This window comes from Flavobacterium alvei, from assembly GCF_002920895.1.
Classification (GTDB): Bacteria; Bacteroidota; Bacteroidia; order Flavobacteriales; family Flavobacteriaceae; genus Flavobacterium; species Flavobacterium alvei.
In genome coordinates, this window is record NZ_PQVG01000001.1 from 353,099 (window position 1) to 377,824 (window position 24,726).

Genomic DNA, 24,726 nt, shown 5'->3' on the forward strand with positions numbered 1-24,726 from the left:
CAAAATATGTCCAAACTCCCCAACGTAACCACCAGCATTTTTGCCACAATGTCTAAAATGGCAACAGAAAACAATGCGATAAATTTGGCTCAAGGATTTCCAAATTTTGAAGTAGATGATAAACTGGCTCAAATTGTAGCAGCATTGGCCCAAAAAGAGGTTCATCAATATTTGCCAATTGCCGGTTATCCGCCTCTTTTAGCCAAAATCGCTAAACTAATATTTGATTCTTATCAGCGAAAAGTCTTGCCTGAAACCGAAATTCTAGTTACATCTGGAGCCACTCAAGCGCTTTTTACAACAATTTTGGCATTAATAAAAAAGGACGATGAAGTGATCATTCTTGATCCAAGTTTCGATAATTACGAAGCACCTACTTTATTGTGCAATGCCAAAACGATTCGGGTGGAATTGAATGACGATTATTCGCCAAATTGGGAGCGAATTGAAAAAGCAATTACACCCAAGACCCGAATGTTAATCATCAATAGCCCACACAATCCAACTGGGAAAATTTGGAAAGAAAATGATTTTCAATCTTTAGAAAATCTATTCGAAAAATATCCAAACCTATTATTGTTATCTGATGAAGTCTATGAATTCATTTCATTTGAACAAAAACACAGTTCCATACATTCAAGAAAAAAAATAGCAAACAGGAGTATTATTGTTTCCTCTTTTGGAAAATCTTTCCATATTACGGGCTGGAGAATTGGCTATCTGGTAGCACCAGAATACTTAACAAAGGAAATTAAAAAAGTACATCAATACTTAGTCTTTTGTGTAAATAGTCTTGCCCAAGCGGCAATAAGCGACTATCTAGAAGTGGCCGATGTAACAAAACTGGGGAACTTCTACCAAGAAAAACGAGACCATTTTAGAGCATTACTCCAAAACAGTAGATTTGAACTGTTGCCCTGCGAAGGAACCTATTTCCAAGTGGTGTCTTATGCTTCCATTTCAAATGAAAATGATGTAGATTTTTGCAAGAGATTAATTACTGAATATGGTGTTGCAGCCATTCCTATTTCAGCTTTTTATGCCGACGGAAAAGACCAAAAGCTCATTCGGTTTTGCTTTGCCAAAGACAATAAAACATTGGAAGAAGCGGCAAAAAGATTGTGCAAAGTGTGATGCTAAACCAGTCAGGTTATAGAAACAAGTCAGGTTTAATTCCTTATATTTACATTACTAAAAAATAAAACTATGGATTTCTCAGCAAAAATGCTTCGTGACGATGCTCTAAAAGGAAAAGTGATTGTAGTAACGGGTGGCGGAAGCGGATTAGGCAAAGCCATGACCCGCTATTTTATGGAATTGGGAGCCAAAGTAGCCATCAGTTCACGTGATTTAGAAAAACTGCAAAACACAGCCAAGGAATTGGAAACTGAAACTGGTGGAACTTGTCTTGCTGTGCAATGTGATGTTCGTCATTATGAAGAAGTCGAAAATATGCTGGAAGAAGTCTTGAAAACGTATGGAAAAATAGATGTATTACTCAACAATGCCGCGGGAAATTTCATTTCACCAACCGAAAGATTATCGGCCAACGCTTTTGACACCGTGATTGACATTGTTTTGAAAGGGTCTAAAAACTGCACTCTTGCTTTCGGAAAACATTGGATTGACTCCAAACAAACCCACGCAACTATATTAAATATTGTGACCACTTATGCTTTTACAGGTTCGGCTTATGTCGTTCCAAGTGCTGCAGCAAAAGCTGGTGTTTTGGCTATGACTCGAAGTCTTGCTGTAGAATGGGCGAAATATGGCATCCGAACCAATGCCATTGCTCCAGGCCCTTTTCCAACTAAAGGTGCTTGGGATAGATTGTTACCTGGCGACTTGGCAGAAAAATTTGATATGGCTAAAAAAGTACCTTTGAAACGAGTGGGTAATCATCAGGAATTAGCGAACCTAGCAGCTTATTTAGTTTCTGATTTCTCAGCTTACATTAATGGCGAAGTGATAGTGATTGATGGTGGCGAATGGCTAAAAGGTGCTGGTGAATTCAATATTCTCGAAGCCATTCCCGAAGAACTTTGGGATCAATTGGAAATGATGATTAAGGCCAAGAAACGAAGTTAGCAGTGTTCGGTTTTCAGTACTCCTAAATCTGGGAAAATCATTCAACTTGGGAGTTTTTACTTGACGTATTTCCATTAAAATAATAGTTCAAATAATACCCAAACAAGAACACCATTACGGGACGCACCGGAAACATATAACGCTGCTCGGAATGAAAGATAAAAACATACACTAAAGACCAGCCCCAAAACAATAGAAAAGGCATCATTAATTGGTACTTTTTTTGTTTGTTCATAACCACAATCGCTGCGATAGAAAAGAAAATTAAGAGATAATTAATGGCGTTGATGTAAATGTGAATGCTCCATTTTACAAAATTACTCTTATTGTATTTCATTATGGGCGAAATGACAAAAGTCTGAGATTGAAAGAATTTCAAGCTGTACTGCCTCAAAGTCAATCCCGGATTTTGAATAATATCATTGGTTACCCACTTGATGTAATAATCTGTTTTATCAAAATGATTGACCCGACAAATAGAATCCAACTCATCCCTCTTTGCCAAGTTATGGAGGTAATCGGAAGTAGCAAACTCTTTTTGCCCGTCTTGCGGCAACCAATTGAAAGGATTATCTCTTAATTCATAACGAGACCAAAGAAGATGCCTTCTGAAAATATCTTTTTTGAAAGCGCCATCGGTATTATTGATTTTTTTTTCGACCAAAGCCAAAAAGAGCAACATTAACCCTAGTGACGAAATAAAAATTACTTTGTTTTTCCATTCTGATTTTATGGTCAAAAAATACAAAGTAAACAATACTAAAAACGGTAATAAATTGGGTCTAGTACCAGAGACGATTACCAAAGAAAAAGAAAGCATCAAATAATATTTAACCGCATTCGAATTAGCTATAATTTTTAACCAAGCATAAATAAAGAGTGAAACTCCCAAAAAAGCAGCACTTTCAGCCAGAATTCCCATGGCATAATAAACATGTATCGGAAACAAATTTAAAACGATGATAGTCCAAAACTTAGTTCGGGTAGGAAACGACATTAGGTCAAAAGAAGCAAATATATATTGGATTGCCCAACAAGTAATAATCGAATTATAAGCAACTCCCAAAAGATAAAATAGAGTATCATTATGAAAAACATACCCCAAAGAATAAGGCACCAAATAATAAAACAACGTAAACAATCCTTTGTCAATACGTACAGTTCCTTGAAATCCGTTTAATATGTATTGGATTAGTTGAATGGTTCCTTCGTGGTATTCTCCATCGCCAAAAGGTTTGGGTTTAAAAGGTAAAAAATAAAACACCACACACACTAAGGCAGTAATTAAAACAGGATATTTAGCAACAAAATCAATTACTCTTTTCATAATGAAATTCAATTCTTTATTTTAGGTTTACTTACCCACAAACTCCACCAACCTATCATTCTCCCCATTGTTTCGGTAAAAGCTTCCTTCTTTTTGGCGGTGGTAAATGTATTAGAAAATCGTATCAAAGTCAACAATATCGTGATGGAATGCCATTTCAGTTTTGCTTTTAAAGAGGGGGTTGGATTCTTAACCCTCCAAACATACCAGCCATTTCTAACCACCATTTTACCATATTTATACTGATTAGGTCTTCCCGAAGGATGATGAAAATGACTCAATTGGGCTTTGGTATTGATGGCATTTTTTCCAAATTGCAAAGCTCGGATACTAAAATCGGCATCTTCATACAAGCCATAGCCTTCAAAATAGGATGAAAATCTAATAGTATCTAGAACCTTTTTTCGAAAAGAAAAAGACATTCCAATCAACAAATCTACCTCATAGGTTTTTCCATTCAAGGGAAATCCACAAGTTCGACCATGAGAATAATCAGGCATTCGCCCTGGTCCTAAATTTGATTGCAATCCTAAATAATTCCGAACCACATTGCGCTGCCCTTCTTTGTAAACAAATCCATCTAATGGATAATAGCGGTTTGGATTGTATGTTTTATTCGGCTCTGCCAATTGCCAACCGTTTTCATTGATGGCGACTCCAGCCACACCCGAAATAGTTGGATTTCCTTCAAAGGTTTGAATTAATTCCTTGAAATAATCCGCTTCTAAAATCGTATCATCATCCAAAAAAGCAATGACTTCCATTGAGCTTCCCGCTTTTTGAACTCCAAAATTTCTTTGTCTAGTCAAACCTCTATATTCTGGTGGAACAGCAAAATAATGCAAATTCTGAAATTGATTTTCTTTTAAAGCCAATTCTGTTTCTTGATTGGTCGAACCATCGATAATCAGGATTTCGTCAGGATATAAAGTTTGCCCCTGAACCGATTGCAGCAATTGCAACACCGATTGAGGACGCATATAAGTGCAAATGATGAGACTAAATTTCATTTTGTTTCCTTAATTCGTTAGCCCAAAACACACTTCTGTCCCATTGTTTTTGAAAATGAGCGAAATATTTAAATGGATTTTTTATCGATTGCAATCTATAATACTTAAAAAACAAGGTGGTTTTATAACTATTTCTTTGGGCTGCCGAATGATGCAAAAGTTGATACAGCATTATCGTCGGAGAGGGCTTCGGTTGAATCTTGTCGTTTTGCCATTGCAAGACAGGTTTCGTTCTAAAACCGCCCATTGGTGCTTTCAAATGCAGGATTTCGGGGTGGGGTAAATACAAAACATCACAGCCTTTATTACGCAATTGCATTCCAAAATCGCCGTCTTCGCCAAAACCAAACTCATATCCCATATTGAATTCACAGTCTTTTAAACTATCCTTAGCCACAAAACTACAACCTGATCCAAAAGTAATCCATTGAAAAACAGTGGTAAAACTTTGTTTTTGCCCTTTTAGAAGACAACTAAACGAAACCGCTTTTACACCACTTTTGTTTATTTGCTCGAAAGCTTTTTCAAAAAAATCGGCACCAAATCGGATATCGTCGTCTGCCAAGAAAACCCATTCACTTTGGGTTTGATTCAATGCCAAATTCCTAGCATTGCAAGCCCCAGCTTGATGTGTAAAAATATGCTGGATTTGAAATGGCCATTCTTCATTAGTTAAATAATCCAATTCTGATTCACTTCCCTCTTTCGGATTTTGTTCTACAATGATAATGGTGTTAGGCAACAAAGTTTGCTTTGAAAAATCTTTTAATACATCGTATAAATAATCTTTTCTACCAATTGTTGGAATAATAACATCTACTGTGGCTTTATCAATTACCTTTCTTGAGGATTGCACTATAATGTCATCCAAATCGATAGTTGTTTTGATTCTATTTCTATAAAAAAAAGAGGAAATAAATGGCAAAAGAGGAAATTTTCGTTCATACAAAAATAAATTCAACAGCAACAGAAAAACCCATTGTGTTTTGTAATGTTGTTTTACGAAACGAAAAAGTGTGAATGCACTTGCTTTTGGTAAAGTGGTTGCTACTTTTTGTTTTAAAAGTTTGGGTTCCGAATAGCACAATAACCCTTTGGGCATAGCTAATTTTGCCAAAGAACAAAGAAAATAATCGAAATTTTTATCGAAAGTAACTTTATACTTCACCGCTAATAATACAGTTGAATGTATTCCCCCAACGGCACTACTCATTTGCCAAGTCCCAAAAGAAACATCGCTATTAATCCCCGCAAAATGAGACGTATCGATATAGCCAATGGTCGCATTCAAGTAAGGAATTTTGGATGGATTATAGGAAAGTAATAATTTCTTGTGATGAAATAATTGTTCTATTTCAGAAATATTGAGCTGTCCTTTCAGACTTTGATGACACCAAATAAGAATTTCATCGGGGTAAGCTTCTGCAACTTGAATAAGAACCTCAACTATCGAATTCCCTTTAGCCTTATCAACGCTAAAGGCGCTGACATTAGCCAATTCAATAATATTCTTAGTGTTATGATATGCAATTATCATTTTCCTACTATTTTACAGATGTACCAGCAAAGGTTATGATTTCGTTTTTTCTAAAAATCACTGTTTTATAAGGGTAGTTTCTTTTCTTGAAAAACTCCTCTACTTTAATATAAGTTGCTTCTCCGTTTACAATATGATAAGAAGCAATAGCAAAATTAGGTTTCAAATTTTCGATAGTTTGGACACAACCCTCCAAAGCTTCGATTTCAGCACCTTCGATGTCCATTTTTATGAAATTTAGTTTTTGGATGTTATTTTTCAGTACCCAATCATCAATTCGAATGGCTTCTTTTTGAACACATTTATCAGTATCAGGAATCCAAACTGCCGAAGAACCGACGGTTCCCGCCTCATTAAAATCGACTAATTTATTTTCGTTCCACAACAACAACTCTTCAATTGTAATATTATCTGACAAATCCTGATTTAATTTTATATTCTTGTTAATTCTTTCGATATTAATTCCATCGGGTTCAAAAGCATATACCTTTCCGTTTTTTCCAACCAATTTAGAAAAGAAAATAGACAAATGTCCGCAATTGGCTCCTGCGTCTAAAACCACATCATTTGTTTTTACTTTGTAAAAATGCTGATAATAATTAAAATCAGGAGTAATAAAATACAAAGCTTCATTGGTTATTAAAGAAATGTTTTTGAAAACCGTTTTAAAAATCACTTTATTTTTGTCATCTTTCAATAGTGAATATGAACTATCTTTTAGTTTATTGATGCTGTAATACAACAATTTGATTTGCTCTTTCAAATCGCCACTAGGAAAAATAGCACTGATTATTTTCTTTATCTTTTTCTTCATTTGGACTGAATAACTTTATTATAAAACGACAAACTTTGTTGCGCTACTATTTGAATACTGAATTTTTCTAGCACTTTTTTTCGGGCTGCCAGACCAAAATCGGCTTGCCATTTTGGATTTTCTAACAATTCTAAAATCCTTTCGGCATACTGTTGATGATGTGTTGGATGTACCAAAAACCCTTCGACTCCATCGGCAATTACTTCATTTGCCCAACCAATATTGGAAGCTACAACTGTTTTTTGCAACGCCATAGCCTCTATCCAAGATACAGGTAAGGCTTCGGCAAATGTAGGAAAAACACAAAGGCTAGCGGCTTTTATATGGGCTTTTATCTCTTGATACGGTACACTGCCTAAATAAGTCACCTTATTTAGAGCTTCCTGCGTAAATAATTTTTGCATCATTGCCCAAGTAGATGCGTTTCCTGAAACAACATCTGGCACATCTCTACCAATCAAAATAAGTTGGGCATTTGGATTTTTCTGAACTACTTCATTGAAAATTAAAGGCAGTTCTAATAATCCTTTTTTACGAATCAAACTCCCAAAATAAAGAATCGTATTCATGTCATTGCTATTGTCATTGTCTCCATCAAACAAATCCACATCTATCGAATTGGGAATAATAGTAAAATCCTTTTGCAAGCCAAAGACTTTGTTGGTCAAATCGGCAGTAAATTGGCTTACGGATAATAAAGCATCGGCTTTTTGCAAAGCTCTTTTTTCGTGAAATTTATTATTCCATTTCACGGGACGATGGTCTAAATGACAGAAATAGGTGTCCGAACCATTTAGTCTAATTACAATAGGGCATTTTTTGGGTTGAATAAATGACGTAATTCCTGTCCAATCGGGCGCTTCAACCAAATCGACTTCCTTGTTTTCGTATAATTGATTGATGATTTTCTCTAGCTTTTTTCGGGTCAAATACCAAGACAACCCTTTGAATTTCACGTTTTGTATTTGCTGGATTGTAATGCCGTTGTCATCAAAAACCCCTTCCTCTTTTTGCCCATAAACCAATACCCGAACCTGACAGCCTTCCTGCAAAAGTCCCTTTGCTAAGTTTTTAATACTCGTACCAATGCCACCGGAGCTTCCCGTTTTAGGATGAGGATATTCTGGAGTCAGGAAAGCTATTTTCATTTTGGGTTTGGGGTTTTAAAATTAAAGAATTAATTTAAAATGATTATCAACCATTTGGGGTAAAGAAAAGCGTTTTTCTATATCACTTCTAGTTTGTTTCTTTATTTTTAAATTACCCTTCCAAATTTCAGCAATTAAAGAAGATAATTGTTGAATATTCTTTGCACCAAACAAAAAACCATTTTCCAAATGCGTTATAATCCCCAATACATTTCCTCCTTCATTTGTGGTTATAACTTCTGTATTGGCTGCTAAAGCTTCAACAACTGTATAACAAAAAGTTTCTTCATAAGAAGGATGAATTAAATAATCATACTCACAATAAATAGAATTAAGATTTGAGGTACTGCCTTTAAATTGAAAACAACTTTCCAATGACAAACTCGCCACCAGAGTTTCCAATTGCTTTCTAAATGGGCCATCGCCGTATAAATCAATTACTATTTCATTTTTAATCTCCATTGGCAATAAAGAAACGGCCTGAATCAAATCTTGAATTCCTTTGGATTCCCGTAAATGCGAAGTGGTGAGGAAACTTGGTTTAGTGGAATTTCGATTTTGTCGTTGTTGAATATCGTCTAATGCAATTCCGTTGTAAATTACTTGGGTTTTGTTTTTTATCAGAGAGCCAAAATCCTTTATCAACTCTTTTTTTGTGTAATCAGAAACACCTACAAAAGTGTCAATGTATTTAGAATAAAGAAATCCTTTAATTTTTTTCTTGATTTTTTTGGCAAAAGGATACCCGCCCAAAGGTCTTGGATTGTGATCAACGGCAATGATTTTGGTGTTCGATAATTGCTTTACTTCTTTAAAAAAAGGCGTACATAATTCTATAAAATGAGTAATGATATGCGAATACGTTGACTCATTTTGCTTGCAATAGTTTAGAAAATGAGTTTCTATATTTTCGGTTTGGCTTGCATAAATAGTCAAATCGGTATAATTCCCGTGATTGGATGTATTAGGGAAAAACCAATCGACCTGAATGTTATTTGCTTTGCATTGGGCATCAAATTGCCAAAAGAAATAGTCCATACCTCCTACTCTTTCGGGTAAAAGTTCGTAATTGCAGAGGATGGCTATTTTTTTAGTATTTAGCTCCATTTTGATACAATTTGAGCTATTCTTTTACCCGTATTTTTCAAAGGTTTGCTTACTTGCATTGCTACGAGTGATTGTCTTTTTTGACTATCTTCATCAGGAAAATCTAGATAATGATTAATGGCCTCTATCAATTCTGGCTCATTTTTTACAATCTTGGTTGCCTCACTTTCAATAACTTTTTTAATGTGTGGATACTCTAAAAATCGTTGGTCATCATAAAGACCATTTTGACTATTCCCAAAAACGGTATTGATTACAGGTTTGTCAAACTGCATAAAATCCAAACTCATTGTAGATAGCATATTCACGTTGACATCTGAATATTCTAATATACTTCTCAAATCTTTGATATCTTCTCTCGACGGAATTCTTTGGGACCATTCTTCCTGATGACCTTTTCGAGCCAAATGCCACTTGGGATAATTCCATTTAATGAAAGGATACTTTGCAACAAAACTTTCAAACCGAATTGGGTCTTCTGCTGGAGAAGTTCGTACAATGAAGTTTACATTTTTGATTTTATTTTCTTGAATGGCTTCGGCTATTGTCGTGATATATAATTCATCGTTTCGGCTAGTGGCTATATCTCCACAACTGAAACAAATCGTTTTTTTTGTCGCATCTAAATTAAATTGAATGTGAAAATCTTTTTTGGAACTCGAATACCTTTCTAAAACATAAGGTTCAAACTGTGGTGTACCAACCACCATCACATTTTCGGGTAGTACTTTTTTATAGAAGTGCAATAATTCTTTTTTCATCAAATCACTCCAAACCAAATAGGCATCAAAGTTTGCTGCCATTCTACCTTTAGAAGCTAAATTATCCCAACTAAAAATGAATGAAATTGTTTTTATTTTAAATTGTTGAGCTTGGTAAACTAATGGAGCAATAAAAGGTGGACGCTGGTGCGTAAAAAACAAGACATCCAATTTTTCTTTTTCAAAAATGGTAGCATATTGTTTTACAATAGGATGGTTTTGAAAAGTCCATTGTTGCAAGCTGTTATACCTTTGAATGGAATTTTCAGAATGAAACATGGCAGTCCATTTAAACAGGAAACGGGTGGCATAGCCTCTGGGGGTTTTCGAATTTGTTTTGTTAGTGTCCAAATTATCGGTGATCCCAAAGTTATTTTTCTTGTGCAATTGCAGGTGGGCTAGCTCTTTGGCTTTTCTAAAAAACCAAGTTGGGAATTTTTCTTGAAAAACAGCCAATTCTATCACCTTTGCTTTTTGTAAATATCCTTCATAAACAAATGCAGGTAAGCACGACAATACAACCACTTCATTGAATTGTTGCTCGGCTTCAGACAAGAAATCACTCAAAATAAAATTCCTGAACCCTACCCCATCGGTTATAACTATTCCTAGTTTTTTCATTTATTGATTTTCAGTTTCTTTAGAACTCGATTCAAAAATAAATTTAATTTCCAGATTTTTAAACGAAACTTGATTCCAATTGATAAACAATTCTTATTCAAATATACCTCATCAAAATCTAATTTAATTAATGGAATATAATCAAATTCTAAAAGATATTCTTTAATTCTGCTATCACCATAATTATTTTCAACAACCAAGGCTTTGATGTCTATTTTATTAAAATTTATACTTGAAAGGATATCAAATTCATTACCCTCAGTATCAATTGAAACAAAATCAACTTGCCGATTTTTTAGCTCTTCAATACTATCAAGTTTCATCATTTTAACATCAATCTCCGTTCTTTTTCCACCTTTACTTTCTAAATCCCTTTCAATTCTCTCGATATGTCTCTTGTCATATTTTTCAGAAATTCCACTCAACATTTCAGCATATCCTTCAATTTGCGTAAATTTCACAACTTTGTCCGATTCTCCAATACATACATTCAGATTAATTGATTTTCTAAAAGAATCTAATTTCTTAAAAACATTTGGATTAGGCTCTATACAGATACCTTTCCAATTTTTATACAATTCAAAAAACAATGAATTACTAAATGTTTGACCATTATGCGCCCCAATATCAATAAAATAGCCATTTTCCTTGTTATTGAAAACTACTATATTTAAAAATTCATCTTGACGAACTTGAGAATAATATTGGTTTTTCATTTTTTTTTAAATTATTTGATTTTTTGTTCATCAACTAAACTTACTTCATCAACAACTCCTCGGTTAAAATTTCTGTAAATCGTCTAGCGCCAGTATCGTTTAAATGATTGCAATTAAGAAACAGTTTGTCGTCTTTTAAAACCCTCGAAAAATCATGAAGCTCCGGGATTTTTGTTTTCAATTTTGTTGTAAAATTTTGATTTTGATTCTCTTTACAAAAAGGGGCACAGTAAAAAAGAACCTTCATCTTATTTTGTTTTACAAAAGATTGAATACTATCTACCATTTTATTTTTATCTAAAATCACATCTGGCAATGCGCCTTTTAATTCATTCGAAGTTCCATATTTAGCCCCATAGCCTTTGTTGGGAATAATGTTCGTTTTCTTGCCGACGAAATTAGCGAAAATTTCCCTAAACCCAAGTTTTAAATCGTTTCTACAATATCGGTAAAAAGGAAGATAATAATTAGCTACTGGATGCGCTGAATAGGTATCTGAATAGGCTTTGGTTATGGCATTATCTCTAACAAATGGCATCATCTCGAATTCGAAAATAGTAGAATGTCCTTTAGGAATATTGTAAATATAATCTACTTGTATCAAAATGGTTTCATACTGAATGTTGTATTCTTTGATTAATTGCAAAAGCTCATAAATGTCACCTAATTTAGCTGCTTGAAAGCCAAAATTCACAGCTAATTTTCCCGTTTTTTCTTTTATAACCGAGGGGACAATTCCGTTTTCGACTCTTGACGAACCAATAAAAATATAATCTACTTTCTGATTTTTTAAACTTCTCAGATATTGAAATTTTGTTCGAGGATAGGAAGTCTCATAAACTTTAGTATAGACCACATCCAATACTGACATTACTATCAGTATGACCACTATTCCACCAAATATGTATTTACTAAATTGCTTCATCTAAAACTGGAAATAAATAAAATCGGCAGGACTTGAAAAAACACCCAAAACCAAAATCCCTATTAGTATTAGCAATGCCTTAAGCATCGTCCCTTTTCCCTTTATGGGATGTTCTTGTTCTCTTGAATTCCATTCCACCACGATAAACAAGGACAACAACAAAAGTAATTCAATTGAATAACGTTCGAACTCCAAAAACTGAATCCCTCCTTTAAAATTAAACTGGAACATATTCTTTAAATACTCTAATGCTTCAGAAACTGTTTTGGCTCTAAAAAACACCCAGGCCAAAGCAGTCAAACAAAACGTCAAAATCATACTTGCCAATTCTTTGATTGTCGGCACGACTTTCTCTTTAGCAACAGTTTCAATGTTGTGTCTGTTTTTTTGGGTTATTAAAAGTGGTAAGAAGTAAAAAGCGTGTAAAGTTCCCCAAACTATAAATGTCCAATTGGCTCCGTGCCAAAAACCACTAACCAAGAAAATAATAAAGGTGTTCCTGATTTTCATCATCATCCCGCCTTGACTTCCTCCTAACGGAATATACAAATAATCTCGAAACCAAGACGATAACGAAATATGCCAACGACGCCAAAACTCGGCAATATCTCTTGAAAAATAAGGATAATTAAAGTTGCGTAGCAAATCAATTCCAAACAGTTTTGAAGTTCCTAAAGCAATATCTGAATACCCACTAAAATCTCCGTAAATCTGGAAGGAAAAATAAATCGCTCCCAAAAATAATGACAAAGAATTCATCGATTGGTAATGGTCAAAAATGTCGTTAGCAAATAAAGCACAATTATCGGCGATGACTACTTTTTTGAACAATCCCCAAATTATTTGATGAACTCCATCAATGGCTTTACTGTAATCGAAAACTCGTTTTTTCTTTATTTGTGGTAATAAATGAGTCGCCCTTTCTATTGGACCAGCTACCAACAGCGGAAAATAAGCTACAAATAGCGAATAGGTAACACCATTTCTTTCGGGTTGGATTCTTCCTTTATAAATATCAATCACATACGACAGACCGTGAAAGGTATAAAAGGAAATTCCAACGGGCAATATGACTTTCAAAGTCCAAAAATTAGCTTGTATTCCAACTCCCGCAAGCAGTTCAGTAAAAGAAGTAGCAAAGAAATTATAATATTTAAATACCCCTAAAAAACCAAGATTCACGATAATACTCAACCAAAACCAAACCTTTTTATGACCTTGATTTTTAGCTTCTGCCATTTTTATTCCCGTAAAATAATCCAAAGCTGTAGAAAAAAGCAACAGAAAAAGAAAACGCCAATCCCAACAGGCATAAAAAAAATAACTCGCACCAAGCAACAATACATTTTGCAGTGGCAAGCTCTTTTTATTGCTCCACCAATAAAGGATAAAAACAATGGGAAGAAATACTAAAAAGGAAATGGAATTAAAAAGCATTAGGTATCTCTAAATTGTTTTTGATGATTGAGCTTCCAAACATTCGATTTTTGAAGACATTCGAGAAACAATTCAGTACTATTTCCTTTTCCATAATCTGCATCCGACATTTGAATTTTATGGGTGTCGATAACCATCAAAGCCTCTTGAATCGACTCTAATTCGTAACCAACATTAATAATATCGGCGTGCACCGCCCTATTTTGTTGCCGTGTTCCAATATTGATGATGGGAATGCCATAATAAGGTGCCTCACGAATACCTGCACTGCTGTTACCTATGATGAACTGACTATTTTTTAATAAGGTCAAAAAATATTCAAACCGTAGGGATGGGAAAATCCGGAATCGAGGATTATCCTTCATTTTTTGATATTCATCTATAATAAATTGGCTTCCCAAATCATTGTTGGGAAAAATAACCACATAATTATGACTATCGGCTACTAACGATTTTACAAAATTTTCAGCATACTGTTGCATCTGCTTCACCTCGGTAGTAACAGGATGAAACATCACAACGGCAAATTTCTCAAAAGGAATAGCATAATATTCTTTTACAATAGACAACTCTGGCAAATCGTCTGAGAACATAATATCAATGTCTGGCGAACCAATCGTAAAAATAGCCGATTCAATTTCCCCCATTTGTTTGAGTCGTTTGGCTGCTTCATCATTCGAAACAAAATGAATATGGCTCAATTTACTAACGCTATGACGAATCAATTCATCCACCGTTCCTGATAATTCTCCGCCTTCAATATGCGCTACCAAAATATTATTTAAAGAACCTACAATTGCACCAGCCAAGGTTTCTACTCGATCACCGTGTACTACAATTAAATCCGGATTGATTTCTTTGACATAAGCCGAAAGTCCTTCAATGGTTTTGGCCAATGTCAAATCCATTGTGGTTTCGTGAGTATGATTTTCAAAAGTGTGCACGTTTTTAAACTGACATCTTTCAATTTCAATCAGCGTATAACCATACTCCTTTTGCAAGTGCATTCCTGTTACAAAAACAAAAACCTCAAAATCTTGATGGTCATCAAGAATTTGAATCAATGATTTTATTTTGCCAAAATCGGCTCGAGTTCCTGTTAGGAAAAGGATTTTTTTCATTTTACTCAAAATCAGAAAAATCTAATTGTTCATCATTCATAATAGCTCTGGTGGCGATTGTTCCGATAACATCATTAAAATGTTCCGCTAAAATCTTTCCTGTTCCGGGACGTTTGACCCAAATATTTTCTTTGGTAAACACTTCTCCTTTTTTTATGTTTTTTATCGCACAAACTGTCGCAAAGGCAAAATCAATGGTTACTTGTTCTTCAAGGGCGGGTTTTTTCGTTCCGCCACGCATCAAAGCTATTTCGGCCGAAGAAATAATTAATTCTTTTGTAGCCTGTTCATCCATACTACACACAATATCGGGGCCTGTGCGCTGCATGGTGTCTGTAAAATGGCGTTCTAAAATGCTTGCTCCCAAAGCCACTGCTCCCAAACAAGCATTGTTTTTTAAAGTATGATCTGAAAGTCCAAAAACTTTATCTGGAAAGGCATTGTGCATTTCCATCATCGCACCCAATCGTACCAAATGAATGGGAGTGGGATATAAATTGGTCGTGTGCAAAAGTGCCACCGGAATGTTGTGCTTGTCAAAAATCGCTACTGCTTTCTGAATACTTTCAATGGTATTCATACCAGTACTTAAAATTACGGGTTTGCCAAAGGAAGCTATATGTTCTAATAAAGGATAATTATTGCATTCGCCTGAACCAATTTTATAAGCTGGAATGTCAAATTTTTTCAATCTTTCGGCAGCAGCACGGGAAAAAGGCGTTGAAATGAAGATCATCCCTTTGCTCTCGACATAGTTTTTCAGTTCTAATTCGTCGGCTTCGTTGAGCGAACAACGTTCCATAATTTCATAAATAGAAACATCGGCATTGCCTGGAATTACTTTCTTGGCAGCACCACTCATTTCATCTTCTACAATATGGGTTTGATGCTTAACCAATTCAACTCCAGCTCTTTTTGCAGCATCCACCATTTCTTTGGCCACTTGCAAAGAGCCTTCGTGGTTGATGCCTATTTCGGCAATGACTAATGGCGGATAATCTAAACCTATTTTTCTTCCTGCTATTTCTATGTATGGATTCATTAAATGAGTTATGAGTTATGAGTTATGAATTTTTGGTAAAGATATTCTGCCAACTCCAAATCGTCTTGCGTATCAATATCTACATTGGCAAAAATAGAATTTAGCTCGAAAGGATAAGCGTTTTCTGAAATAATACTATCATTAAAAATCAAATTGGCTTTGGTAATATATAGCAAGCCGTTTTCATAAAACAAAGGTTCTAAATCTTGGCTACGTTGTCCAATGGTGTAATTAAAAGGTTCAAACTTATTTTCAACAATTTTTCCCAACTTTTGATGGTTTCTAGAAACAGTGAATAAGCTATCATAATTCCCTTTTTGATAAACTTCAAATGTTTCTTGCAACAAGTTTTGCGGCCGCAATGGATTAGTCGCTTGCAACAAAATAACACTCTCTACATTGATTTCAATTGATTCCAAAACGTGTTTTAAAGCCGAAACGGTCGGTTCAAAATCACCAGATAAATGCTCAGGTCTATCAATTACTTTGGCGCCATATTGTAAAGCAACCTCTTTGATTTGCGCATCATCGGTCGAAACATAAATTTCGTCAACGATATCACTATTAGCTTGCGCATACAAAATACTGTGAACCATCAAGGGAATGCCCCCCAAAGATAGAACATTCTTGTTGGACAACCGTTTTGAACCGCCACGGGCTGGAATGATGGCTATTGTTTTCATTTCAATTTTTATTGATGGTAAAAATACTTATTTTTATAGATATCGATGAAGTATTTAGTTGAAATTGAGTGTCAAATTTGCAAATTAACTAGTTTCAATTTTGACAAAATTTTAGACTAACTCGCTTTTTTATGATTAACACTGTGTTAAGAAGAAAATTATAAAAAAATTAAAATATGACATACATCATTGTTTTCAAAATAAAAAGTTTTCTGTTTTTTCACCTCGTCAAGACGAAATAAAAGACTAGATAATAACATTTTGAAAATCAATAATTTAAACAGACTAAGAAAGTAGCTGACAAAAAAACCTGTAATCTTACATTTGTTAAAAACTCAATCCAATTGTGAATAAGTTTGACTTTTTATTACAAAAAAACCATTGTATGTTTGTAAATGTCAGTTAGATACGAATGACAGGTATACTAAGACAAAAATTATTTTTTTTAATTTAATACCATAAAAACCATGGCTATTAAGTACAAAGTTCTTCCCAGAAAGAACCCTCGGGACATCGCTGCTCCCGAAAAATTTTATGCCGCTGCCATTGCAGACGGTGATGTCGATTTGGATAGACTCGCAGAGTTGATTTCCTACCAATGTACAGTCACTGCTACTGACTGTTATGCTGTTTTGCACTCATTAGAGCATAACATCATTGGAGAATTGGAGCAAGGTCGAATTGTTAAACTAGGCAGGCTAGGTAATTTTCAGGTGGGCATAAGCTCAGAAGGAAAAGATACTGCAACCGAAGTTACAACGACTAACATCGTAAAGAGTCGTATTCTTTTCCGACCAGGAAAAAGATTACGCTCTATGTTGAATGGTTTAACATTCAAAAAAGCAGGGTAGGACCCCGTAATCAGGAGTAACTGATTGTTGTAAGACCTCGAGTAATTACAGTTACTCGGGGTCTTTTTTTTGGTTTATCAGCAAAAACACCCTTCATTTCGTCTTGATAAAACTTTTATCCCGTCTTGACGAGGCTTTTATCCCGTCTTGACCTTATGATTATTTCGTCTTGACAGTCTATAAATGAATTAAAAACACTTAAAAAACGATGTTTTTTGAGCATCAAAAGACAATATTAGCTTAAAATAAATGGTTTCAACTGCCATTAAAGCCTTTATTTGCCCAAAAATTCTTAAATAATCAACCTTTGTTTTTCCTTTAAATGCATAAAAAAAGCTCAAAAAATACTGGTAGGACCCCGTTTTCTTGAGCAAATTAATTATTGTAAGACCTCGAGCAATTACAGTTACCCGTTAACAATGGTTAAAAATAAAATTAATTTTCATTATGAACAAATTTTGTTCATAATCTGTTAAAAGTTTTTATTGTTTTTATGAAGCCACAGCATTAACCTAGTTTCCCACACCTAAGTAAAAAATCACTTTCATCAGCTACCCAAAACTAATTAAAGCAGACGCTTTACAACTTGCCAAAAGGAGTCGTCAGATTGGAAAAATATAATAATTTGGGGAGTGCAAATTGAAATTATGATTTACAATTTGCAGGGTTTTTAAAGAGTTTTACTATTTTTCAGGCTGCCAATAAATTTTCGTTTCTGGTAGTTGATTGTAGCTTTCGTATTCTTTTTGCGTTAATCGGTTGCTGTTCTTTATAATATTGGGAAAATTCCAAATCAAATCGAACAAAGCCAAAACAATAGCTTTCAAAGCCTTGAAATCGCCTTTGAATACTTTCATTTTCAATTGCATCCAAAGCGAATACGCCATTTTTCGAGGAATGGTTTTTAGAGGATAAAACAAGAAAAATAAATACCAGCCGGAACGCAAAGACCGTCTTAACCGAATGGTGTAATCAGCATTAGTTCTTCTGGCTTTGACATCGACTCTGTGATGAACCAAAACTTCAGGTAAATAATGGATTTCTGAATTCGTTTTAAACAATTGAAAGGAAGCAAAATTCTCTTCGCCATAAAAAACAAACCATTCAGGATAATTAGGAATCTTGCGCCAAGCGCTCATTCTCCATACGTGTGCACAACCTACAAAACCCTGAACTCTTTGTGATTTTACAACAGAAATTGTTGATTTAGGTTCTTGCAATCCCCAAAAAATACGCAAGGCTATCAAACCACAATTCGCATTCGCTTCAAAATGGTTGCGGATGAATTCTAATGGATTTTCGGTAACAAAATGGGCATCGTCGTCTAGTGAAATAGCATAATCGGCTTGGGTTTCATTCAGCATTTTATTCCTGCAAAAAATATAACCTTTAGAAACAGGATTTCTTTGAAGTTGAACTTCAGGAAAATTTTCTTTCACATATTCAAAAGTCCCATCGGTGGAGCCATCATCAAAAACAACACAAGAAACCGAGGTGTTTTCAAGCAAATAACTGATTTTAGTTAAAGTCAAAGCCAAATCGGTTTTGCGATTTTTGGTGGTGATAAGGATGGCGAAAGTGGGATTTGACATATTACTAATATTAATTTTCCCCTCCTTTGGCAAACAGAATAGCATCCAAATGAATTTTAAAATTTTCATCCGAAAAATAATCCTCAAACGGATAAACTGCTTCGTCAGAATTTAACCTATTTTGGATTAAGTTTTCTAGTTTACTTTTGATTTCTGCTGCATCCGAATAGCTGGCAATATATTGATTGTCTTTTAGTAAGGAACGCATTTCACTTCGCTCTGGAGCCAAAACAAATACAGGCTTTCCAGTAGCAGCTAAGAAAGGGGCTTTCCCAACCAAAGTGTTACTATAAATAGGACCGTTTTCTAAAATGACATTGATATCGGCTTCATGGCTTTGTTCAAAACAGGAGTTAGAAAAACTCACCATTCCCAACACTTGAATATTAGGAGTTTCACTGTATTTTTGAGCCATTTTTTTCAAATCGACACCTTTTAATCGCAAGACAAACTCTGTGTTTTCTTTATAAACAGCATTGTTTTCGATCAAATCAATATAAGTGTCCAAAAGAATTTCTATGTTCCTGCCAAACATAATAGCTCCATGATAGGAAATCAATATCTTTCTATTTTTTTTCAAAACAGTACTTACATCCGACAAATCAAAAACACTTGCATCGTATTGATGTGGCAAATGATAAATCTTTTTTCTCGAACCATACAAATACTGCATATCATCGGCCATTAATTGAGCCGAACTCATACAAGTTTTGGACTGAGAAACAACCTCAAGCATTTTTTTGAACTTAAAAAGTTCTAAATTGGTCAATGGGCTTTGGGTTCCAGCATACCAAAACAAAGGATAAGGATCGTGAAAATTGACAATCGCCTTTTTTAGAATAGGTAAATCTTTGGCCGCCAAAATGACTTCATGATTGATGCCCGCACTTCTTATAAATATATGATCGTATTTCTGGTAATCAATCTTGGCAATAATATTTGCATATTGCTTATGAATATGTTCCACTAATAAAGATTGATGAAATACTCTCCAATAGATTTTATTGAACCATTTAGTAAAAAAAGGTGTTTTGAGATTAACTATATGAGTTTCTATAGCATCAATAGGTAATAAATCGAGTTGATCTTCGCTGTTTTCCTGTTTGATGTACACTACATCAATAATAGATTGAGGAAAAGCAGTTTTTAATTTTGCCAAAAAGGAACGGGAAATAATTCCTTGACTGGTTCCCCAGATTCTTAAATCCTGTTCTATTATTAAAAACTTCATTGTTTGATTTTTTGTTTTTTTTAAGTGAAAAATTAGTGATTAAATTTTCTTTTAATCGTTTTCATTTTTCTGTAAATAATTAATCTCAAAGGCAAAACAGCGTAGAAAATTTGCCATTTTACTTTTTCAAATGTAGGCAAATCCAATACATTTAAAATATTTCTGAATAAATTATATTCTTCAAAATCGATTGAAAAAGCAATAAAATACCTTTTGAGTGAATAAGTAAGCAGGTTTTTTTCTTTAAGGTTTTTAACCACCAACAAGATGGCGTCTGCATAAGAGGCTCGTCTAACGGGATTGTCTCTATAAAACTCTCCAGTATTGGATTCAGGATGTTTTCTGCCATAAAACAAACATTTGTTTATAGAAATCCCTATAAAACCAGACGATACTATTCTGGAATACAATTCCCATTCTTCAACATACATCAAAGTTTCTACAAATCGATTCTCTTTAAAGCACACTTTCTTCCACATCACGGCACAGGAATTAAACTGCAACTCGTTGTTCAACATTTTTTGAATGTCTTTTTTGTCAATATAGAAATGCGTAAAATCCTTGGAATAATCAAAAGTATAATCAAAATCACCGGTGAAAACTTCGCGAATGTAACGGCAAAAAGAAACATCCTTATTGGATAATTCAGCAACACACAATTCTAGGTTTTGGGGATGTGGAATGTCATCATCGTCAAAAAAGATGATATAATCTCCTTTAGCCAAATCCAAACCCTGATTCCGACAACCTGGCAATCCTTTTAAATGTTTGTCCTCTCGCTTGTAATATTTAAATCTAATATCTTTTTCCAACAGTGGTTTTATAACCTCAGCGGTATTATCTGTTCCTCCATCATCAATAATCAAGCATTCCCAATCCAAAAAAGTTTGTTTTTGAATGGACAAAAGCGATTCTACTATAAAATGTGCCCTGTTATAGGTCGCCATAATAATGCTAACTTTTGGATTCATTGGTTTACTAATTTACTTTGGGTAGTAGTATTATCTTTTTTTGTAATTATTCTTTTTGAAATAATCTTGGACAGCTTGAACATTCCAATTCGCGACATAATGCTTAATAAGGAATATCCAATCCTTTATTTCCAGACACTTCACCTTTTTTAATTCAAAATAATATTTTCGTATTATTTTGATGCTCTCGTAGCGGGTGAACTGTTTTAATTGTTTTTGAATCAAAGTATGATAAAAGGCTGCCGAAGACTCATTTTTTAGTTTCCAATTATCCCTTTTTCCTGTAATATTCTCCGCTGACATTCTGGGATAAACAATACTTTCATTGATGGAATAAATGGGTTTATCTTCAGAAAAATCCAACCAAGCCTGATCGTCGCTATTCCAGGCTAAAGGATAATTATAAAAACCGTGCTTTTCATATGCTTTCCTAGAAAATACATATTCCGAAAGCGAACTCATAGCTACTCGCATAAATTTTCTATAAAAAGCAGCTGTCGCTGATTCCCAAACGGGATTAGTATAAATTTTAGATTTCGAATGATCTATTTCATAGACCAATTGGGAAGCAAAACGGACCACATTCGACTTGTATTGAAATTCCGGTAATTGATTGTAAAACTGCTGCACTACATTCTCCCCCAGATAATCATCGTCACCCAAAATCATAATCCATTCCTCTTCTCCTGACAAAGCAATACAACGTTCCCATTGTTGGGTTAATGAAATCCCTCCTACATTGGATTCAAATCGCTGGTAAACAAAATCAAATTTTCCTTGATATTGATCCAATAGATTTACGGGATTTTCTAAGCTGGCATCATCGCCTATGTACACTTTGAATCTTTTGTCAGTTTGATTTTCCAGTGACTGTAACGTTTCTTCAAAGAAAGTGAGTTTGTGATAGGGTATAACTATGGCTAACATTAGTGTTTTTTCATTTTATACAATCCAAATATTGAAAACCTAAAAAAAGTACTGCAAAATAAATCAATTACAAACTTTTCACTTTTTAAGCTATTTGAATATTCTAATTTAGTGTTTTCTAAAGTATCATCTAATTGCTTAAATGAACCCAATTGTCTTACAAAAAAATCGACATGTTTAATACTCATATACTCCAATAAATGTCTTTTTTTTTCTTCATCCATTGATTTAATCATAGAATTGGTTTTTACTCTATAATAAAAACCTACTTCATCTAAACACTTCACTTGCCCTCCATTTTTCAATATCGAAATCCAAAATTCCCAATCTTCCCATCCATATTTCATCTTCTCGTCATAACCTCCGTCTAATTCCCAATCTCGTTTTTTGAACATTGCAGAACAAAAAATCATATTGTTACTGCATAAATTTAATAGTGAAAATGGTTCTAATTGCCAAATTCCAGAAGCGCTACCAAATTTTTCAGCTTTACAATACACTACTTTCAAGGAAGAATCCTCTTCAAAAGATTGAACTGCTAGACCAACATAGTTATCTGCTATTTTGTCGTCGGCATCCAACGGAAGAATTAACTCTCCTACTGCCTTTTTAATACCATAATTTCTGGCACTACACAAACCACCATTCTCTTTTTTTAAGTAAACAAAACGACTATCTTTTTCAACCCATTGTTTTGCCACTTCTTCCGTTTGATCGGGACTACCATCATTGACAATAATACATTCCCAATCCGTGTAGGTTTGAACTAATACGGACAGTAAAGCCTCACTCAAATATTGGGCTTGATTGTAGCAAGGAACTATGATGGACACTTTAATCATAAAACAAACTTCTATATTTATCTTTAAAAATATTTATACAAAAATTTTTCACAGCATGTTCCCTAGCATTAAATGATAATTTGTTGTACAATTCTTTATTTGAAGACAATTGTAAAATCTTTTCACTGGCAAATTTCACAAACCCGATTTCTGAATTATCATTAGATACATACCCATTATAATTATCGAAAATATGCTCAAAAACACTGCCCACATTTGTTGAAATTACTGGAATCCCTAGCTCCATAGCCTCCATAATTACTAACGGAAAACCTTCACGGCTTGATGGAATAATCAAAAGAGAAATTTCAGAAAACTCTTTCCTTATTATTTTTCTATTATTACATCCTTCAAAATATTTAACTTCTTTATATTTAACCTTAAAACTATTAAAATTATCTCCTATAACTTTCGCCTTTATATTCCTATCTATTTGATGCAGTATCTCAAAAAAAACTTCCGGCCTTTTTTCTGTTGAATTTCTGCCCACATAACCAATCGTAAAATTATTAAACCTTGAATGAACTTTATCCGAACTAAACTCGCTTATTTTAATACCATTTGGAATAACTTTAAATCTATCCAAATAAAAGTGATCAATATTATTTCTTTCATATAATAATCGAAAATCTTCTAAGGTTTTATTATTAATTACAACTCTTTTGTCTATTAAATGAATATAATTCAAGGACAATATTTCCATACCTACTTCTGGAAAAGAGAATGCGTGAGTTAAATCAATCACTTTAGCACTTCCCTTAATCCCAGAAAGAATTTGATAAAAAAAACTACTATTACAACCGAATAAAGTAAATGACAAAAAATAAGAAGAAATTTGAATTAAATAAGTTACTATTATCTTTCGCCTTCTATTTGTTGCAAAAAAACAATACGCGTTTTTTTGAAACTCCTCGGATAAAACACTACCATCTGATCTATCAAAAATAACTATCGGCTTTCTTTTTAAAGACTTGATTATTTCTATATGAACACGTTCTGCACCTCCAATATGATGATGAGGAATGAAAAAAAACGTTAGATTACTTTTTAATGGTTTCACAATATATCTTTTATTTTTTTATCAGAAAACAATATTAGGTAAATTCTAAAAAAAATTGAGACTAGCTTTTTACCTAGTATTGATTTTTCAATTTCAAGTAACATCTTAACTCTATTTGACCTTAATATTTTTGCATTAAAATCTACTTCATTTCTAAGACTTACCAACTCCTTATAATCATTATTATAATCTGAAAAATATTCTTCCAAAACTTTATTTCTTTCTTCAGAACAATCTTTTATCGAGCTAATTCCATCTAAATAATAAGTCGAAATAGTTTCAGAAATTTTCATATAACTAAATTTATATTTAAAAACTGCTAAAATAAAAAACTTCCAATCAGAGACCACTTCCAGATTCTCATCATATAAGCCCACAATTTCAAAAAGAGTCCGCTTAATAAAAGTCGCTGGATGTGGCAAATATCCAACATACATATGCGAAAAATTTAGTTTTTCTGGATAACTAACTATCTTTGAAACAGTTTCATTCCTAATGTGTAAATTAAAATAGACTAAATCATAATTACCAATATTTTTTTGATTTTCTTCTAACACAGTATTTCGATACAAATGATCCCCACTATTCAAAAACAACAAATACTCGCCCGTGGCTTTAGCAATTCCTTTATTCATTGCATTATAAATACCTTTATCAGGTTCACTAACCCAATAATTAATGTTAGCACTTTGGCTTTCTATATATTCAGCGCTGCCATCAGTAGAACCGCCATCAATAACTACATATTCAAACTCTTGCCAAGTTTGATTCGCAACGCTCTCCATGGTCCTTTTCATCCCTTCGAGGTGGTTGTAGTTGATAGTGATAATGGAAAGTTTTGGCATAGTTTGGCTTATTTATAAGGAGTTGTTTTCTCTATTCTTTGTTTCATAAAACAAATTAATACAAAGACAC

At 33.9% G+C, this 24,726-nt stretch carries 23 protein-coding genes; 3 read left to right on the forward strand and 20 right to left on the reverse strand.

Going from position 1 to position 24,726, the window contains the following annotated elements:
• The first annotated feature begins 6 nt into the window (after nt 1-6).
• Nucleotides 7-1,134 carry a methionine aminotransferase gene (locus C3L50_RS01385; RefSeq protein WP_103804252.1) on the forward strand — a complete coding sequence of 376 codons (1,128 nt, stop codon included), beginning with the start codon at nt 7-9 and terminating at the stop codon, nt 1,132-1,134.
• 72 nt (nt 1,135-1,206) lie between these two features.
• Entirely contained in the window at nt 1,207-2,088 is an 882-nt protein-coding gene (locus tag C3L50_RS01390) for an SDR family oxidoreductase (RefSeq protein WP_165783948.1), read from the forward strand.
• A gap of 37 nt (nt 2,089-2,125) precedes the next feature.
• Here the strand turns inward: C3L50_RS01390 and C3L50_RS01395 are convergent, their stop codons facing one another.
• From C3L50_RS01395 to C3L50_RS01455, 13 genes are read right to left on the reverse strand one after another with little or no spacing between them, the layout of a single operon-like run.
• The gene (locus C3L50_RS01395; RefSeq protein ID WP_133158840.1) at nt 2,126-3,415 is read right to left on the reverse strand and encodes a hypothetical protein; all 1,290 of its coding nucleotides are present in this window, start codon (nt 3,413-3,415) and stop codon (nt 2,126-2,128) included.
• 8 nt (nt 3,416-3,423) lie between these two features.
• Complete coding sequence (locus C3L50_RS01400; protein ID WP_103804255.1) at nt 3,424-4,425, reverse strand: glycosyltransferase family 2 protein; 1,002 nt, start codon at nt 4,423-4,425, stop codon at nt 3,424-3,426.
• Complete coding sequence (locus C3L50_RS01405) at nt 4,415-5,962, reverse strand: glycosyltransferase family 2 protein (protein ID WP_103804257.1); 1,548 nt, start codon at nt 5,960-5,962, stop codon at nt 4,415-4,417. Before C3L50_RS01405 ends, C3L50_RS01400 begins: the two co-directional genes overlap by 11 nt.
• 7 nt (nt 5,963-5,969) lie before the next feature.
• Nucleotides 5,970-6,776: an FkbM family methyltransferase gene (locus C3L50_RS01410; protein ID WP_243400310.1), complete on the reverse strand. Its 807-nt coding sequence runs from the start codon at nt 6,774-6,776 to the stop codon at nt 5,970-5,972.
• Nucleotides 6,773-7,924 (reverse strand): glycosyltransferase family 4 protein, encoded by a 1,152-nt coding sequence (locus C3L50_RS01415; protein ID WP_103804259.1) that lies wholly within the window; start codon nt 7,922-7,924, stop codon nt 6,773-6,775. Before C3L50_RS01415 ends, C3L50_RS01410 begins: the two co-directional genes overlap by 4 nt.
• A gap of 21 nt (nt 7,925-7,945) precedes the next feature.
• Nucleotides 7,946-9,031, reverse strand: a complete 1,086-nt coding sequence (locus C3L50_RS01420; protein WP_243400311.1) for a glycosyltransferase family 4 protein — start codon at nt 9,029-9,031, stop codon at nt 7,946-7,948.
• Entirely contained in the window at nt 9,022-10,413 is a 1,392-nt protein-coding gene (locus tag C3L50_RS01425) for a hypothetical protein (protein ID WP_103804261.1), read from the reverse strand. The genes C3L50_RS01420 and C3L50_RS01425 overlap by 10 nt, the downstream gene beginning before the upstream one ends.
• A complete protein-coding gene (locus C3L50_RS01430) occupies nt 10,410-11,129 on the reverse strand; it encodes an FkbM family methyltransferase (protein ID WP_103804263.1) in 720 nt (239 codons plus the stop codon). Before C3L50_RS01430 ends, C3L50_RS01425 begins: the two co-directional genes overlap by 4 nt.
• A 40-nt stretch (nt 11,130-11,169) precedes the next feature.
• On the reverse strand, nt 11,170-12,054 hold the full coding sequence (locus C3L50_RS01435; RefSeq protein ID WP_103804264.1) for a hypothetical protein: 885 nt from the start codon (nt 12,052-12,054) through the stop codon (nt 11,170-11,172).
• Nucleotides 12,055-13,491 carry an MBOAT family O-acyltransferase gene (locus C3L50_RS01440; RefSeq protein ID WP_103804266.1) on the reverse strand — a complete coding sequence of 479 codons (1,437 nt, stop codon included), beginning with the start codon at nt 13,489-13,491 and terminating at the stop codon, nt 12,055-12,057.
• Nucleotides 13,491-14,612 carry a UDP-N-acetylglucosamine 2-epimerase gene (neuC, locus tag C3L50_RS01445; RefSeq protein ID WP_103804268.1) on the reverse strand — a complete coding sequence of 374 codons (1,122 nt, stop codon included), beginning with the start codon at nt 14,610-14,612 and terminating at the stop codon, nt 13,491-13,493. Before neuC ends, C3L50_RS01440 begins: the two co-directional genes overlap by 1 nt.
• 1 nt (nt 14,613) lies before the next feature.
• Nucleotides 14,614-15,654 carry an N-acetylneuraminate synthase gene (neuB, locus tag C3L50_RS01450; protein ID WP_103804270.1) on the reverse strand — a complete coding sequence of 347 codons (1,041 nt, stop codon included), beginning with the start codon at nt 15,652-15,654 and terminating at the stop codon, nt 14,614-14,616.
• An 8-nt stretch (nt 15,655-15,662) separates the two neighbouring features.
• Nucleotides 15,663-16,337: an acylneuraminate cytidylyltransferase family protein gene (locus C3L50_RS01455; RefSeq protein WP_103804272.1), complete on the reverse strand. Its 675-nt coding sequence runs from the start codon at nt 16,335-16,337 to the stop codon at nt 15,663-15,665.
• Between the two features lie 467 nt (nt 16,338-16,804).
• Between C3L50_RS01455 and C3L50_RS01460 the strand changes: the two genes are divergently transcribed.
• Nucleotides 16,805-17,188 (forward strand): HU family DNA-binding protein, encoded by a 384-nt coding sequence (locus C3L50_RS01460; RefSeq protein WP_103804273.1) that lies wholly within the window; start codon nt 16,805-16,807, stop codon nt 17,186-17,188.
• A gap of 683 nt (nt 17,189-17,871) precedes the next feature.
• Here C3L50_RS01460 and C3L50_RS01465 read toward each other — a convergent pair.
• The 7 genes from C3L50_RS01465 to C3L50_RS01495 are packed head-to-tail and all read right to left on the reverse strand — an operon-like array spanning nt 17,872 to nt 24,656.
• Complete coding sequence (locus C3L50_RS01465; protein WP_103804275.1) at nt 17,872-18,780, reverse strand: glycosyltransferase family 2 protein; 909 nt, start codon at nt 18,778-18,780, stop codon at nt 17,872-17,874.
• A gap of 10 nt (nt 18,781-18,790) precedes the next feature.
• Nucleotides 18,791-20,011, reverse strand: coding sequence for a glycosyltransferase family protein (locus C3L50_RS01470; RefSeq protein ID WP_103804277.1), 1,221 nt, complete (start codon nt 20,009-20,011; stop codon nt 18,791-18,793).
• Nucleotides 20,012-20,043: 32 nt separating this feature from the next.
• Nucleotides 20,044-20,982 carry a glycosyltransferase family 2 protein gene (locus C3L50_RS01475; RefSeq protein WP_103804278.1) on the reverse strand — a complete coding sequence of 313 codons (939 nt, stop codon included), beginning with the start codon at nt 20,980-20,982 and terminating at the stop codon, nt 20,044-20,046.
• Nucleotides 20,983-21,012: 30 nt separating this feature from the next.
• Nucleotides 21,013-21,909, reverse strand: coding sequence for a glycosyltransferase family 2 protein (locus C3L50_RS01480; protein ID WP_103804280.1), 897 nt, complete (start codon nt 21,907-21,909; stop codon nt 21,013-21,015).
• On the reverse strand, nt 21,909-22,751 hold the full coding sequence (locus tag C3L50_RS01485) for a glycosyltransferase family 2 protein (protein ID WP_103804282.1): 843 nt from the start codon (nt 22,749-22,751) through the stop codon (nt 21,909-21,911). Before C3L50_RS01485 ends, C3L50_RS01480 begins: the two co-directional genes overlap by 1 nt.
• Complete coding sequence (locus C3L50_RS01490) at nt 22,744-23,811, reverse strand: glycosyltransferase family 4 protein (protein ID WP_103804284.1); 1,068 nt, start codon at nt 23,809-23,811, stop codon at nt 22,744-22,746. Before C3L50_RS01490 ends, C3L50_RS01485 begins: the two co-directional genes overlap by 8 nt.
• Nucleotides 23,808-24,656, reverse strand: a complete 849-nt coding sequence (locus C3L50_RS01495) for a glycosyltransferase family 2 protein (RefSeq protein WP_103804286.1) — start codon at nt 24,654-24,656, stop codon at nt 23,808-23,810. The genes C3L50_RS01490 and C3L50_RS01495 overlap by 4 nt, the downstream gene beginning before the upstream one ends.
• Between the last annotated feature and the right edge of the window lie 70 nt (nt 24,657-24,726).